This is a genomic window from Micromonospora sp. NBC_00421 (assembly GCF_036017915.1).
Taxonomy (GTDB): domain Bacteria; phylum Actinomycetota; class Actinomycetes; order Mycobacteriales; family Micromonosporaceae; genus Micromonospora.
Window position 1 is genome coordinate 901,428 of the sequence record NZ_CP107929.1, and the last position, 14,640, is coordinate 916,067.

The window sequence follows — 14,640 nt, forward strand, 5'->3', positions numbered from 1 at the left end:
GGGTGGGCTTCATGATCGGGTAAGGATTCTGGAGTGATTCATCGGCGTGTCGTGTCCATAATCGCTACCCGATCATGGGCGAAGTCGGTGGCGGAGCCCAGCGGCGGTACGTGCAACAGCAGTGGAAGCAGCACCACCAGGACGCCCACGGCGATCCACCGGGACGGCGACACCCGGCCGAACACCTCGTACTCGAACCGGGCCCGGCCGAGCAGGAAGAGCCCCGGCCCACCCACCACCATCACCACCCAGGCATCCTCGGGGACGGCGAGCGGGTGCTCGATGGTCAACTCGTAGCCGATCGCCGTGCCGACCAGCCCCACCACCATCACCAGGTGGGTGTCGGCCGCCGACCGGCCGGTGTTCGACGGGTGCCTCGACCGCACCACCGCCTCGGCGAGGATCTGCCCGGCCCGCTGCACGTAGATCCGCCACAGCAGCACCGAGGTCAGCAACGCCACCGCGAACGCGCCGGTACGGGCCGGGTCGAACGGTCCCGTGCTGTACGCCAACCCGCCCACCAGGATCGTCTCGCCCAAGGCGACCAGGAAGAACTGCTGGTACCGCTCGGCCAGGTGTTCCCCGGCGACGTCCCAGCGGCTCGCCGTCGACCGGCCGAGCCCCGGCACCGGCCACCCGAACCGGGCGGCCAGGTATTCGACGCCCAGCGCCGACGCCCAGAGCACCACCCGGGCGGTGGTGGGCAGGAACGCGCCGGTCAGCCAGAGCACCCCGGTGGCACAGTAGGTGATCAGCATGCGCAGCTTGATCCGCCGGTACTCGTGCCGGCCGAGGGCCAGTAGCAGCAGCCCCGGGCGGGACACCTGCGCCGCCACGTACGCCACCGCGAAGGCGACCCCGGTGGAGGTGAACGCGCGGGGGATGGCCACCCCCCATCACCATGCTGCAGACCAGGGCGCTGATCACCACGAACTGGAGCCAGCCGTGGTGCGGGTCGTAACGGCTGGTGGTCCACGCGGTGCTCTGCCACACCGCCCAGAGCGCGAGGATCAGCAGCAGCGTCTTGCCGCCCCCGGTGATCGGTGACCAGCCGGTCGCGCCGCCCGGCTCCAGGGCCAGGTCCTCGAAGGCACGGAACGAGATGCGGGTGAGCGCGAAGACGTACACCAGGTCGAAGAAGAGCTCCAGGAAGGTCGCCCGCTGGGTCGATTCGGTACGCCGCAGCGGAGCGGCCTGGTCGCCGCTCGTCATGATCGTCGGCGTCCACCGTCGGCCCGGCCCACCAGGGGTTCGTAACACCCCGGCCGGGCCCGGCGACGGTCAACGCGACAATCCACCCTTGTTCCGTCGGGGGTGAGCGGGCACGATCGACCGGATGACGAACCGATGGGGCTTCACGGTGCCGCTGGCCGGCGTCCCGCTCGCCGCGCACGCCGCCTGCTACGCGGCCCTGGCGCGGGCCGGCTTCACCGACCTGTGGTCGTCGGAGGTCAACGGCACCGACGCGTTCACCCCGCTGGCGCTGGCCGCCGCCTGGCAGCCCGACCTGCGGCTGGGCACCGCGATCACCCCCGCCTTCACCCGGGGGCCGGGCCTGCTGGCGATGAGCGCGGCGGCGCTGGCCGAGGCCGCCCCGGGCCGGTTCGCGTTGGGCATCGGCGCGTCCTCGCCGGTGGTGGTGGGGGACTGGAACGCGGTGCCGTACACCGAGCCGTTCCGGCGTACCCGCGACCTGCTGCGGTTCCTCAGGCCGGCGCTGCGGGGCGAGACGGTCGACGGGGCGTTCGACACCTTCCAGGTCCGCCGGTTCACCCTGGAACGCCCGCCGGCCAGCCCACCGCCGGTGCTGCTCGCCGCGCTGCGCCCGGGGATGCTGCGGCTGGCCGCCGCCGAGGCCGACGGGGTGATCCTCAACTGGCTGGCCGCCGCCGACGTCCCCAGGGCGCTGGCCGAGCTGGGCGGTCGCGGCCCGGACTTCGACGTGGTCGCCCGGATCTTCGTCTGCCCCACCGAGGACGTCGACCACGCCCGCGCCCTCGGTCGCCGGTTGATCACCAGCTACCTCACCGTCCCCGCGTACGCGGAGTTCCACCGCTGGCTGGGGCGGGAGTCGGCGCTCGGCGGAGTCTGGGCGGCCTGGGCGGCCGGTGACCGGCGGGCCGCCGCCGCGGCCGTGCCGGACGACGTGGTCGACGCGCTGATCCTGCACGGCTCGCCCGAACACTGCCGCGACCAGGTCCGCCGCTACGCCGACGCCGGGGTGGACGTGCCGGTGCTCGCCCTGCTGCCCACTCCGGAACTGGCTGCCGGTGGGGCCGCCGCATTGGGCGAGCTGATCGCCCGGCTGGGTCCACCGTCGACCCCGGGAGGCCGGACCGGCCCGCTGCCGGCGCCGGAAGCGCCGCCGGCTCCGGGCAGCGGGCCGGCCGGGCAGCCGGCGGAACGGGGTTGAGATGAACCTGACCGACCGGGTGGTGGTGATCACCGGAGGAGCCGGTGGCATCGGGTCGGCGCTGGCCCGCCGCTTCGCCGCCGAGGGTGCCGCCGCCGTCGTCCTGGCCGACCTGGACGCCGCGGCGACCGCCGCGGTGGCCGAGGCCGTCGGCCCGGTCGCCCGGGGGGTCGCCGTCGACGCCGCCGACGAGGGCCAGGTCCGCGACCTGGTGGCCGACACCGAGCGACGGTACGGCCGGATCGACCTGTTCTGCGCCAACGCGGGCGTGGCCACCGGCGTCGGCATCGAGGCCCCCGACGCCGACTGGGACCGGGCCTGGCGGGTCAACGTGCTGGCCCACGTGTACGCCGCCCGCGCCGTGCTGCCCGGAATGCTGGCCCGGGGCGGCGGCTACCTGATGCACACCTGCTCGGCGGCCGGGGTGCTGACCGCGGTCGGCGACGCCCCGTACACCGCCACCAAGCACGCGGCGGTCGGGTTGGCCGAGTGGCTGGCGATCACCTACCGGGACCAGGGCATCCGGGTCAGCGCGCTCTGCCCGCAGGGGGTGGACACCCCGATGCTCGCCGACGGGCTCGCCACCGGCCACCTGGCCGCCCGGGTGATCGCCGCCTCCGGCGCGGTGCTCACCGGCGACCAGGTGGCCGACGCGGCGGTGGCCGGGCTGGCCGAGGAGCGCTTCCTCATCCTGCCCCACCCGGAGGTCGCCGGGTACGCGCTACGCCGCGCCGAGGACCCGGACGGGTGGCAGGCCGGCCTGCGCAAACTGGTCCGCCGGCTGCGCGCCGCCAGCCCGCCGTCGCCCTCCCCGTAGCCGTCGCCCACGCCCGCCGCCCGCCGGGGTCGACGCCGCTGCCCGCTGCCTGCCGCTGCCCGCTGCCTGCTGCCTGCCGCTGCCTGCTGCCTGCCGCTGCCCGCTGCCTGCCGGCCCCGCTGTCCACCCTCCGCGGGTTGCCGGATGTCGGGTGGCGATCGGCGGGTGTCGGTCGGTGGGAGCGTCAGCGGGGCCAGCGCAGCGGGCCGGGGCGTACCGACCAGAGCAGCCGCCGCCAGCGGGGCCGGGCCGCCCGCAGGGCTGCCGCATAGCCCTCGGCGATACCCCGGGCCCGATCGGCCTGGGCGTCGGTCAGCGTGCCGGGGGCGAAGGCCGCCTGGTTGAGCAGCCCGGCCAACTCCGTCAGCGGCACCTCGTCCCCGGCGCGTCCGGAGTCCCCGGCGCGTCCGGAGTCCTCGGCGAGGGCACGCCGGGCCTGTTCGGCCACCTCGGTGGCGGAGAGCTGCCCGCCGACCGGTCGCCCCGACAGTCGTAGCGCGTCCGTGACGTGCCGCCACGCGCCGAACACCCGGGTTGCCGGATCGCCCCGGGTCAACCGGGCCCGGGTCTGCGCCCGGCGCCGCCCGACCAGCGCCCCCACCGTCATCCCGGCCAGCAGCAGCACCCCCACGCCGCCGACCACCAGCGCCGGCGTCGACCCGTCCCGGCCGTCACCGTTCCGCACCGGCCCGGCCGCCGCCGGTGGGGTGGTCGGTGGGGTCAGGGTCGGCTCGGGCACCTCCGACGGTGGTGGGCTCTGCGGGGCCGGTCGGAAGTCCTCCTCCACCGGGCGGGGCGCGCTGTCCGGCCGGGGCAGCGGATCGAACGGCACCCACCCCACCCCGGCGAAGAGCACCTCCGGCCAGGCGTACGCGTCGGCGGCCCGGACCGGCCCGTCCCCCCGGGAGGTGAACCCCACCACCACCCGGGTGGGTAGGCCGACCAACCGGCCCAGCACCGCGAAGGCGGCGGCGAACTGCTCGGAGGTGCCCCGCTGACCGCCGCCGTTACGCGGCCCGAACAGGAAGAACTCCAGATTCGGGTACGCGTGCCCGCTCGGGGCGTCCGCCACCAGCCGGTAGTGCTCGGCGAGGAACTGCTCCACCGCCGCCGCCCGCGCGTACGGGGCGCCGTTCTCCTCGGCGAGTTGGGCGGCGAGCCGGCGCATCGGTTCCGGTGTCCCGTCGGCCACCCGCAACACCCGGGCCACCTCCGCGCCGGCAGGTACGTCGGCGGTGCCGAGCAGGTTCGAGTCCGGCCGTTCCCGTGCCGAGGTGACCGTGTACGCCAACCCCGGTACCAACCCCTCCGGTCGGATCAGCGTCCCGCTCTCCGGGTCGTACGCCACCCGGGCGCCGTCGACCGAACGGGGGGTGGCCACCGCCGGCAGCAGCCGACCGGTCAACCCGGCCACGGTGATCTCCTGCCGGACGGTGTCCACCGTCCCCGATCCCGGCTCCCCGACCGGCAGGACCCGTCCGGCGGTGCGGTAGGTCGCCCCCACCCGCCAGGTGACCCCGTCGTAGTCGCTGAGCACCGCCAGCCGGATGGTGGTCGGCCCGTCGGTGGAGGGCCGGGTCGACACGTCCAGCAGCTTGCGCTGCGGGTCCAGCGCCCACCCGGAGATCCGGATCAGCGGGTTCTCGTCAAGCGACTCCACCCGGGGCGGCGGCACGTAGCGACGCGGGTCCACCGGCCGCTCGTCGACCAGCCCGGCGAGCACCGGACCCAGCAGGGCCGCCGCCCCGACCACCACCGCCACCCCGGCGGCGGTGACCGCCGCCGCCCGGACCCGGACGGTGGCCCGCACCGCCGGTGCCAGCCCGGCGGTCGGGTCCGGCCCCGGGGCGCGTGCCCCGACCAGGGCCACCGCGACCAGGCCGGCGAAGGCCACCGACACCCCTGTCGCCGGTGCCGCGTTCGGGCCGACCACGTAGACGCCCCCGGCGTAGAGCGCGGAGGCCGGCAGGAAGCCGAGCAGCACCCGACCGGCCCGCAGCGCCACCTCGGCGCCGCCCAGCCCGGCCAACCAGGCCGCGACCACCGGCAGCAGCACCGTGTCCGGTGCCGGCTCGACCGGGATCATCGCGGTGAGCAGTCGGGGTACCGCGTTGCCGGCGGCGTCGGCGGCCACGTCGAGGAAGCTGCCCGGCAGTCCGGCGTGGGCGGCGGCGAGCCGCACCGACCAGGCCGTCCACCCGAGCATGGCGGCCACCGACAGCGGCGCCACCAGCCAGGACGGCAACCGGCGGGCCGCCACGCTGACCAGCACCGCGCCCAGGGCCGCACCGCACACCAGCCGGGTCAGCAGGTCGCCGGCGTACACCCGGCCGAGCACCACCCCGGTCAGACCGATGGCGGCGACAAGCGCCGTCGGCACCACGGCGGCCCGCAGCACCCGCCCGGCGATCCGGCCCGTCGCCCGGTTCCACCCCGCTTCGGCCGGACCACTACCGTCGGCCTCCGCCCGTTCCGGTCCGTCGCCGGCCGGACCACCGCTGTCGGCCTCCGGTCGGGGCCGGCGGCCGGGCCCGTCGTGCGGGTCGGTCACCGTCACCATCGGCGCACCGCGTCCCACGCGGCGGCGAACGCCGCGCCGTCGACCGCGTCGAGCACCACCGGCCCGGCCGCCGCGGACGTCGGCCCGGCCGCACCGAGCACCCCCACCACCACCGACGGGTACGCCCCGCGCAGCGCACCCACCCGGCCGAGGTCGTCGCGGCCACCGGGGCCGGTGAGGAAGACCAGCGTGTCACCGGACCGGTCCCCGCGTAGCCGGGTCAGCATCGCACCCAGCACCCCGTCGGAGCCGGAGTCGGTCAGGGCCACCGCGGCCAGCCGGTCGAGCGGCGGATCGGCGGCCCGGTCGTCCCCCGGATCCACGAGCAGCAGCACCACCGGCAGGTCCTGGCGGAACGCGGCCACCACCAGTGAGGCCGCCGCCTCGCAAGCCGACTCGAACGACCCGGCCACCCCGCCGGCCCGCTCCGGGTGGGCGGCGGCCCGGTTGTCCAACAGCACCACGATCCGGGGCAGGCTGGTGTCCACGTTCTCCCGCACCATCAGCTCACCCACCCGGGCGCTGGTCCGCCAGTGCACCCGGCGCAACTCGTCGCCGACCACGTACTCGCGTAACGAGTCGAAGGTGATCGACCCATGCGGCACCCCGTCCACCCGACCGTCCAGACTGCGCCCCGCCCCGGTCGGCACCGCCGTCAACGGGAACACCCGCGGATGCACCCGGATCACCGTCGCCGGCCCGTACGGGCGGGTCGCGGCGTACAGGCCCAGCGGGTCGCGGCGGGTCACCCGCAGCGGTCCCACCGGTAGCACCCCACGCCGACGGGTCGGTACGTCGTACCCGAGGGTGGTGTCCCGGCCGGGGCGCAGCCGCAGCAGCGGCACCGGCACCGGGCGGTCCGCGCAGCGGTCCACGGCCAGCAGGGTGGTCACCCGCAGCCGGCCGGCGTTGCGGACCGTCAGCGTCATCCGGGCGGGCTCGCCCACCGCCACCCGGTCCGGGTCGGCCGCGCGGTCCACCACCAGCCGGGGGCGGCGGGCCGCGCCCAGCACCGCCTGCCCGACCGCCACCGCGCCCGCCGCCCCCAGCACGGTCAGCTCCGGGTACGCGAACCGCAGCCCCGCGCCCAGCAACGCGGACGCGGCGACGAGCAACCCGGCACCCCGGGCGGTGAGCCCCATCGCGGCCCGGTCAGCCGTGCGTCGGGGTCGACTGGCCCGACGGCAGCGGCACCGGCACCGACGCCACCGCCTGACGCAGCACCTCGGCGGCGGTCACCCCACGCACCTGCGCGTCGGCGGTGAGCAGCAGCCGATGGGCGAAGACCGGCTCGACGAGCGCCTTCAGGTCCTCCGGCATGATCCACCCCCGGCCGTCGATAAGCGCGTACGCGCAGGCCGCCCGGGTCAGCGCGATCACCCCCCGGGGGCTGACCCCCACCCGCACCTGCGGATGGTGGCGGGTGGCCGTGGCCAGCCGGACGGCGTACCCGTAGAGGGGTTCGGCGATGTGCACCCGGCGGGCCATCCGGACCATCTCCCCGACGGTGGCCGTGTCGGTGACCGGTTGCAGCGAGTCGGGGGAGCGGACCGTCGCCCCGCGCAGCACCTCCACCTCGATCGCCTCGTCCGGGTAACCCACCGACAGCTTCACCAGGAACCGGTCCAGCTGGGCCTCGGGCAGCCGGTACGTGCCGTCCATCTCCACCGGGTTCTGGGTGGCGACCACCAGGAACGGCTGCGGCACCGGGTGCCGGACACCGTCCACCGTGACCGTCCGCTCCTCCATCACCTCCAGCAGCGCCGACTGGGTCTTCGGCGAGGCCCGGTTGATCTCGTCGGCGATGACGATGTTGGCGAACACCGGCCCCGGGTGGAACTCGAACCCCCGGGTGGCCTGGTTGAAGATCGTCACCCCGGAGACGTCCGAGGGGAGCAGGTCCGGGGTGAACTGGATGCGCCGCCACTGGCCCTGCACGGTGGCCGCCACCGCCCGCGCCAGGGTGGTCTTGCCCACCCCCGGGACGTCCTCCAGCAGCACGTGCCCCTGGGCGAACAGGGCGGTCAACGCGAACCGCACCACCTCCGGCTTGCCCAGCACTACCGCGTTGACGTTCTCCGCCAACCGGGCGGCCAGGGCGGCGAAACCCTGGACCTCCGGCTGGCTGAGCGGTTCGGGGGTGCTGTTCACGACGACGGGATGCTCCTCGGCTACGGCGGCGCTGGTCAGCAGGTGGGTAGTACGGCGATGTCGTCACCGCCGGCCAGGTTGAGCCAGGCCCAGGGGATGTAGTTGCGCCCCTGGTAGTCGACCCGTACCCACCAGGTGCTCTGCTTCTGGTCGTTGTAGATCCAGGAGTCGACGTTCTCGCCCTGCCGCCGACAGTACGTCCGCAGCCGGGTGCCCGGCTTCGCCCAGCCGACCTGCTTGTCGTCGTCCTGCCGGGGCACCGAGAAGACCTCGTTGCCGTTGCGGCCGTCCACGTCGGAGTCGCAGTAGGTGCGCTGGTCGCCGTCCGGCCCGTTGACGCAGGTCGCCACGCCGTACAACGGGTCGGTGCCCTGCGCCCGGGTGTCCGTGCCCCGGCCGGCGGCGTTGCTGGCCGTGACGGTCACCGTGTACGCCGTACCCGGGGTCAGGCCGGTCACCCGCAGGCTGGCGCAGCTGCCCGTGGCGCTCTTCCCCCCGGTGGCGGCGGTGCAGGTCGGCTCCCCGCCGCCGGCGTCCACGGTGAACGTCACAGTCACCGACGTCGCCTCCGCCGACGACCCGGTCACCGTCACCCGGGGCGCCGCCACCGTACGCGCGGTGGCGGTGGCCTCCGGCCCCGGTCCGGCCTCGTTGACCGCCTTCACCCGGACCATCAGGTTCTGCCCGTCGCCCAGCCCGGTGACAGTCGTCGCGGTGTCGGTCACCTCGCTGGTCCGCCCGCCCACGTCGACCTGGTACCGGCTCACCGGCCTGCCGTTCGCCTCCGCAGGCGACCACCGCACCGCGATCGTGCCCGGCCGGTCGGCCACGGTGGCCGCCCGCAACCCCGCCGGCTGGCCGGGAGCGGTGAACGGCACCACCGTGTCGCTGATCGGGGAGGCCGCCGAGGCGGCGCCCCGGTCGTTGACCGAGGTCACCGTGAACGCGTACTGGGAGCCGTACGTCAACTCGCCGGCCGGCACCACCAGCTCGGTGCGCCGCGACTCGCCGACCGGGGCGTTCGTGCCGGCCGAGGTCGCGGTGACCGCGTACCGGGCGATCCGGTTGCCCTGCCCGTCGGCGGCCGGCCACCGCACCAGCACGGTGCCGTCGGCGCGGGCCTGCGCGGTGACCTGCGCCGGCGGGGCGGGCACCGCCGAGGTCGGGGTCACCGGGTTGCTGCGCCGGGCCGGACCGTCGCCCTTCGTGTTCACCGCGTGCACCGAGAACGTGTACGTCGCCCCGTTTGTCAGTTCGGTGATCTCGACGGCCCGCTGGTTCGCCCCCACCTCGTGGCGTTGACCGGCGCCCTCCACCACGTACCGCAGGACGGCCGCGCCGTTCGCGGCGGCCGGCCGCCAGGCGACCCGGGCCCGCGCGTCACCCGCGGTGGCGGTGACCTGCCGGGGCGCACCGGGCTTGCCCACCCGGGGCTTCGGCGGCGGTGGCGGCGGAGGCGGATCCGGCGGCGGATCCCCGCCCAGCACGTCGTTGGCGTACTTGTCGACGGTGCGCACCCGGTGCGCGTCGTCGACCACCCGGGCGGTGGCCGACCCCGGGGCATTGACGAACAGGTGGTTCTCCCGCACCTCCAGCTCCAGCGGACCGGTCGCCCGACCGGGGCGGATGGTCTCCACCAGCTGCCCGGCAGCGTCGAACGAGTAGACCGCGCCGGTGACCCCGTCGGCACAGTAGAACCGGCCGGCCCAGGCGACGGCCGGCCCGACCCGGTCGCCGCTGCCCGGCACGACGAACCGGGTGACCACCCGGCCGTCGCCGACCGCGAGCACCCGCCGGTCGCCGCCGATCGTCACCGGCACCACCGGGCCGCTGGTCCGCGCCGGCAGCGCGCCACCGGCGGTCGCCCCGAGCACGGTACGCCGCATCTGCCCCGCCCGGACCGTCACCAACTCGCCTGTGGTCCGGTCCAGCACCGCCACCCCCTCGTCCAGGGTGGACAGGACCAGCTCATGGTTCGGCTCGGCCACCGGATGGGTCTCGACCCGCCGGGGCCCCCGACCGTCGGCCGCCCCCGACACCGGCCCGGACGGCAACGCGGCGGCGGTGACCGCCGAGACGGTGCCCTCCGCCGGCACCGCGATCCACAACCGACCCCGACCGTCGAACGCGCCGGCCGTGATGCCCGGCGGAAAGAGCACCGGGTCGCCCACCGGCACCAGCGAACGGGGGTCGAGCTGCCGCACCACCCCCCGCACCGCGTCCACCACGAACGCGGCGTCGTCGTGCAGCACCACGTTGACCCCGAGCCCCGGCGTCGTGGGGGTGGTCGCGGTGATCTGGAGCGTGGCCAGGTCGAGCGCGCTCACCTGACCGGTCTCCAGATCCCGCAGGACCAGCAGCCGGTCGGTCTGGGTGACCTGCACCGGATGCTGCCGGGCCCCGGGGACCTCCTTGCGGGTGTCCACCCGGGCGGTGATCCCGTTGACCCGGGCCAGCTCGCCCCGGGCGCTGCTCCACAGCCAACTGCTGGCGTCGAAGCTGGCCAGCGCATCCTCGGCGGCACCCCGGCCGAGCAGGGTGAGCCCCAGCGCGGCCACCAGCGCGGTCACCGTGCCGACAGTGACCAGCCCGCCCCGTAGCCGGGACCGCCGACGGGACGCTCCGGCGTCGGCGGTCGCGGCGTCGTCGATGCTGGCCACAGCGGGCTGCCCTCCGTCCGGTGGCCCGGGCGGCGTGCCGGGTGCCGGCCGTCCTGCCCTGAACCGTGGGACATCATATGGGCCACTCCGGTACGACGAAACCCGCACCGTTCCGATTCGGACACCCAGCGTGCCGGGGTGGACGGGGTTGCGCGCACCGACGCTGCCCGGGTCGGTGCCCTCCGGCGCTGCCCGGTCAGCCGCTCGGCGACGGTCGTACCCGGTCGGTACAGACCTGACCGGAGGTGGCGAACGCGTTCGTCGAGTAGACCGCCAACACGGTGAAGCAGTAGTCCACCTCGGCGTTCAGGCCGTTGACGGTGAAACTGGTCTGTCCCGGGTCGACTGTGGCCATCACTCCGAGCGCCCGCCCGGTCCGTCCACCCGCGACCATGAACGGCACCGACCCGTTGCTCGGATCGGACCAGGTGACCGTGATGGTGGCGGCGTCGTCGCGCAGCTTCAGGTCGTCCGGCGGCGGCCCGGCCGTACCTTCGGGGGCGGCACCCGTCGACTGTCCCGGACCGGTCGATTCCCGGCCCAGCATGACCGCACCGATCGTGCCCCCGACAGCCAGCAGCACCACCACCCCCGCCGTCACGGCCACCAGCCGACCCCGGCCGGGCGGCCCACCCGCCCGCACCGGGTACGACGGCGCGAGCTCGGGATACCCCGTTCCCTCCATCGGCGGCAGGTGTACGTGGGCGGCCGGCCCTCCGTCCGGTGCCGGCCCCGGTGGGGCGAGCATGGCGGTCTCCGGTTCCGCCCCGCCCCGCGCCACCGGATCGTCGGCCGTAACCGGACCGTCCTCGGTGTCCCGGCGACTCCCGGCGGTCCATGCCGGCTCACCCGTGCCCCAGGAGCCGGTGTCCCACCCAGGTGACGCGCCCGCCGGCAGCCGCGGCGGCGACTGCGATCCCGGCCGGTCGAGCGGCCCCACCGGCTGACGGCCGTCGACCAGGTACGTAGGCGTCCCGGTCGGCGATGCCGGTGCCGCCGCCGGTGGCCCGCCCACCGGATGCGGGTGGGTTCCGGCGAGTGGTGCGCTCGTCGGATACGGACGTGTTTCGGTGGGTGGCCCGCCCGCCGGATGCGGGTGTTGCTCGGAGGACGGCCCGCTCACGTTGCTCGTCGACGGTCCGTCGGCCTGCTGCGGGCGTGCTCCGGCGGGAGGTGCGCTCACCGGATCGACCGCCGACGGCGGTCGATCCGGCAGCGACATCGGAGCGGGCGGTCCGCTGACCGGAGGAACCGGCGGGACGGTGTCTGTCGACCCGCCGTACGTACCGGGTGGACCCGGCGGCGACGGGCTGAGCAGCGCGCTGCTGAGCGCATCCACGGGTACCGGCGGAACGCTTGCTGGTGCTGGTGGAATCCTCGCTGCCGATGGTGGCGGTGCTGCCGGTCCGCTCGCTGCCGGTCCGCTCGCTGCCGGTCCGCTCGCTGCCGGTCCGCTCGTTGGTGGTGCAGCCCGGGCCGCTGCCGGTGGCGGGATTATGGTGGCCGGTGGTGCCGGTGGTGTCGGGAGGCTCGGCGTCGGGTGCGCGGCCGGTGCCGGCGACGGGGGATGTCCGGCAGACGGTGTGGCGGTGGGCGGCGAACCGGTCGGTGTCGGGTCGCCTGGCGGAGTCCGCTGGTCCCGAGCGGCGTCGTGGTCCCGGGCAGCGTCGTGGTCCCGGGCGGCGTCGCGCGCCCGTTCCTCCCACAACGGTCCGATCTGCTGTACCTGCACCGTCGGCCGGTCCCAGTTCTGTTCCGGCGAGGGCCCGGCGACGACTGGTGTGTCCGGTGGTGCCGTCGGGGACGGTGGTGCGACCGGGGACAGGTCGTCCGCAAGTATGTTCGGCCCACCACGCTCGCGAGCAGGTGTCGTCGGCCCGGACCTGTCAGCGGTAGGTGTGGTCGCTGATCCGGACCGGTCGGCGGCCGGGGGCGTTGCCGGTCCTGGCCGGTCGGCGGGCGGGTTGCGGTCTGGTGCCCACCGGTCGGGGGCGGGTGACGGGGTGGTTTCCGGGGAGAGCCGGGGCGCGGGAACCTGCGCCGGTTCGGCTTCCTGCTCCCGGGGGACGACAGGTGGTGTGCTGGCCGGCCCGGTGAGGCGTCCCTCCGGGGCAGACGGAGTCGCGGCGGAGACAGCCGGGCGTACCGGACCGGTGACATCGGTCCGCCCGTCGAACGGGGCGGCGGGGAGGGCGGTCGGCTGGCCGTGCCGGGTGGGCGGCCCGGACGGGAGCGCGGTCGGCTGGGCCGGACCGGTGGGGATCACGACCGGCTGTCCGTGGTGGGCCGGCGGGCCGGGTGGCGTCGCGGTCGGCTGTCCGTGGTGCGGTACGGGCAACCGTGCGACCGAGGAAGTGCCGCCATGCGCCGCTCCCGCCTCGCCGAGGTCGGGCTGCTCGGGCGGGATCGGCGACGCTCGGCGACGCGGCGGAGGGAGGTGCGGCGATGCGGAGTGCGGTGGCTGGGGGTGTGGTGGCTGGAGGTGTGGCGGTGCCCAGGGTGACGTGGCCGGTCCGCCGCCGGAGACCGGAACGGACGGGGGGACCGGTGGCGCCGAGTGCGGGCGGGACGGTGCCGAGGCTGCGGGAGCGGAGCGTGGCGGTACTTCCGGCGGCGCGGCGTGTGGCGTGACTGCTGGAGCCGCCGGGGTGGCGCCCTGCGGTGCGGGGCGAGGCGGTGGCTCGGACTGCTGGCCGGGTGATGTCGGCCAGGGCCGGGGTGCACCGGGTCGGTGAGCGGTCGGCAGACCGTACATCTGCCTGGGCAGCGGCACCCGGGGTTCGGCGTCCGGCACGGGAGCTGCCGGGGTGGTGCCGTGCCGGGGCGCTGGTGGCGTGCGCACCGGCTGACCGGGGGAGGCCGGGTGGGTAGGCGCGGCCCGTGGTTCCAGCGGGGTGCCGGGTTGGGGTGGGGTGGGGTGATCGGCGGCAGCGGTGGGCGGTGCGGGGATCGGACGGGACGTCGGTGAGACGACTTCGGGTCGGGGCGTCGACGTGGGGGCGTACCCCTGGCGAGGTCCCGTCGGCGGGGTGTGTCCGGTCGGGGCCGGCGACGGCGGTGCTGTCGGAAGCGACGTCCCGGCGGAAGCCGGCTGCGGCTGGTCCGCCGGAATGCCCAGGTACTGGCGGGCGACCCGTACGGCGGGATGCTGTTCACCGAGCACGGCGGGCCCGGCGGTGGCGACCCGGGTGTAGTTGCGGCGGGCCTCGTGCCGGTTACCCAACTCCTCGGCGACCCCGGCCAGGTCGAAGGCGAGGGCGAGCATCAGCGGGTCGGCCGGATTCCACCGCCGCTCGCCGGCGGCGTACGCCTCCTCCAGCACCCGACGGGCGGCGGCTGGTTCGTCGGCCTCCCGGTGCAACCTCGCGAGCAGGTGCGCGGTGCCCATGATCTCCGGGTGGTCCTCGCCGTACGCGGGGCGGGCCGAGTCGATCGTGTCGGTGAGCAGCCGGCGGGCCGCCGACAGGTCACCGGAGGAACGCAGGGCGAGGGCCCGGTGTTGGACTGCGGCCAGGGGTGAGGGTGCGGACACGCAAGCAATGCTGCCGCTTGACCGGGTCCGGACGCTACCCGCCCGGCGGAGCCGTCCGGAACAGGCGCCTGACCTGCGATGATCCAGTTCCCGTTCGCCTGCCCGGCGGCGATGTGCATGATCCATTCGAGCCGTGTACAGTAATGCCCCGTGCGGCCCACCAGGGTGGCTGACCGGGGTGAAAGCCGCCGGAGTCGACACGGTAGGCTGAACGAGCAGGTCCGGGTGGCGGAATGGCAGACGCGCTAGCTTGAGGTGCTAGTGCCCGTATAGGGCGTGGGGGTTCAAGTCCCCCCTCGGACACAATTTGGCAGCATCCCTGCTGTTTTTGACGTACTGGTGGTCGAGCGCGCTTGACCACACCAATCTGATCTTCGTGTCGATGTCGGCCGGTCCCGTTTCGGGCGGGGGTGGTCGGCGTGTCTGACGTTGTGGTCGCTCCCGTTGTCCCGCCGGTCGTGTTGGCGGGCCGGGGTAAGCCGGGTGGTCGTTCTGGCGGGGGTCTTC

At 75.3% G+C, this 14,640-nt stretch carries 7 protein-coding genes, 1 tRNA gene and 3 pseudogenes; 3 read left to right on the plus strand and 8 right to left on the minus strand.

The features are described 5' to 3' along the window. Window positions 1-38: 38 nt before the first annotated feature. Window positions 39-890 (minus strand): low temperature requirement protein A, encoded by an 852-nt coding sequence (locus OHQ87_RS04435; RefSeq protein ID WP_328345195.1) that lies wholly within the window; start codon window positions 888-890, stop codon window positions 39-41. A 46-nt stretch (window positions 891-936) separates the two neighbouring features. Further along, window positions 937-1,212: pseudogene (locus OHQ87_RS04440) on the minus strand (low temperature requirement protein A); the annotation flags it as partial. A 124-nt stretch (window positions 1,213-1,336) separates the two neighbouring features. Here OHQ87_RS04440 and OHQ87_RS04445 point away from each other — a divergent pair. After that, a pseudogene (locus OHQ87_RS04445) lies at window positions 1,337-2,311 on the plus strand (LLM class F420-dependent oxidoreductase); the annotation flags it as partial. A gap of 103 nt (window positions 2,312-2,414) precedes the next feature. Further along, complete coding sequence (locus tag OHQ87_RS04450; RefSeq protein ID WP_328345197.1) at window positions 2,415-3,230, plus strand: SDR family oxidoreductase; 816 nt, start codon at window positions 2,415-2,417, stop codon at window positions 3,228-3,230. 184 nt (window positions 3,231-3,414) lie between these two features. On the opposite strand, the gene OHQ87_RS04455 is transcribed toward OHQ87_RS04450, so the two are convergent. The 6 genes and pseudogenes from OHQ87_RS04455 to OHQ87_RS31320 form a co-directional block, all read right to left on the minus strand. Beyond that, a complete protein-coding gene (locus OHQ87_RS04455; protein WP_328345199.1) occupies window positions 3,415-5,790 on the minus strand; it encodes a DUF3488 and transglutaminase-like domain-containing protein in 2,376 nt (791 codons plus the stop codon). Then, window positions 5,784-6,932: a DUF58 domain-containing protein gene (locus OHQ87_RS04460; protein ID WP_328345201.1), complete on the minus strand. Its 1,149-nt coding sequence runs from the start codon at window positions 6,930-6,932 to the stop codon at window positions 5,784-5,786. The genes OHQ87_RS04455 and OHQ87_RS04460 overlap by 7 nt, the downstream gene beginning before the upstream one ends. A gap of 10 nt (window positions 6,933-6,942) precedes the next feature. Continuing rightward, complete coding sequence (locus tag OHQ87_RS04465; RefSeq protein ID WP_328345203.1) at window positions 6,943-7,941, minus strand: AAA family ATPase; 999 nt, start codon at window positions 7,939-7,941, stop codon at window positions 6,943-6,945. Window positions 7,942-7,976: 35 nt separating this feature from the next. Then, on the minus strand, window positions 7,977-10,601 hold the full coding sequence (locus OHQ87_RS04470) for a fibronectin type III domain-containing protein (RefSeq protein ID WP_442930676.1): 2,625 nt from the start codon (window positions 10,599-10,601) through the stop codon (window positions 7,977-7,979). Window positions 10,602-10,797: 196 nt separating this feature from the next. After that, window positions 10,798-11,349, minus strand: coding sequence for a fibronectin type III domain-containing protein (locus OHQ87_RS04475; RefSeq protein WP_328349125.1), 552 nt, complete (start codon window positions 11,347-11,349; stop codon window positions 10,798-10,800). A 2,610-nt stretch (window positions 11,350-13,959) separates the two neighbouring features. Continuing rightward, window positions 13,960-14,259, minus strand: a pseudogene (locus OHQ87_RS31320) (hypothetical protein); the annotation flags it as partial. 93 nt (window positions 14,260-14,352) lie between these two features. On the opposite strand from OHQ87_RS31320, the gene OHQ87_RS04485 reads away from it, so the two are divergent. Beyond that, window positions 14,353-14,436 (plus strand) — tRNA-Leu (locus tag OHQ87_RS04485). Window positions 14,437-14,640: the final 204 nt, after the last annotated feature.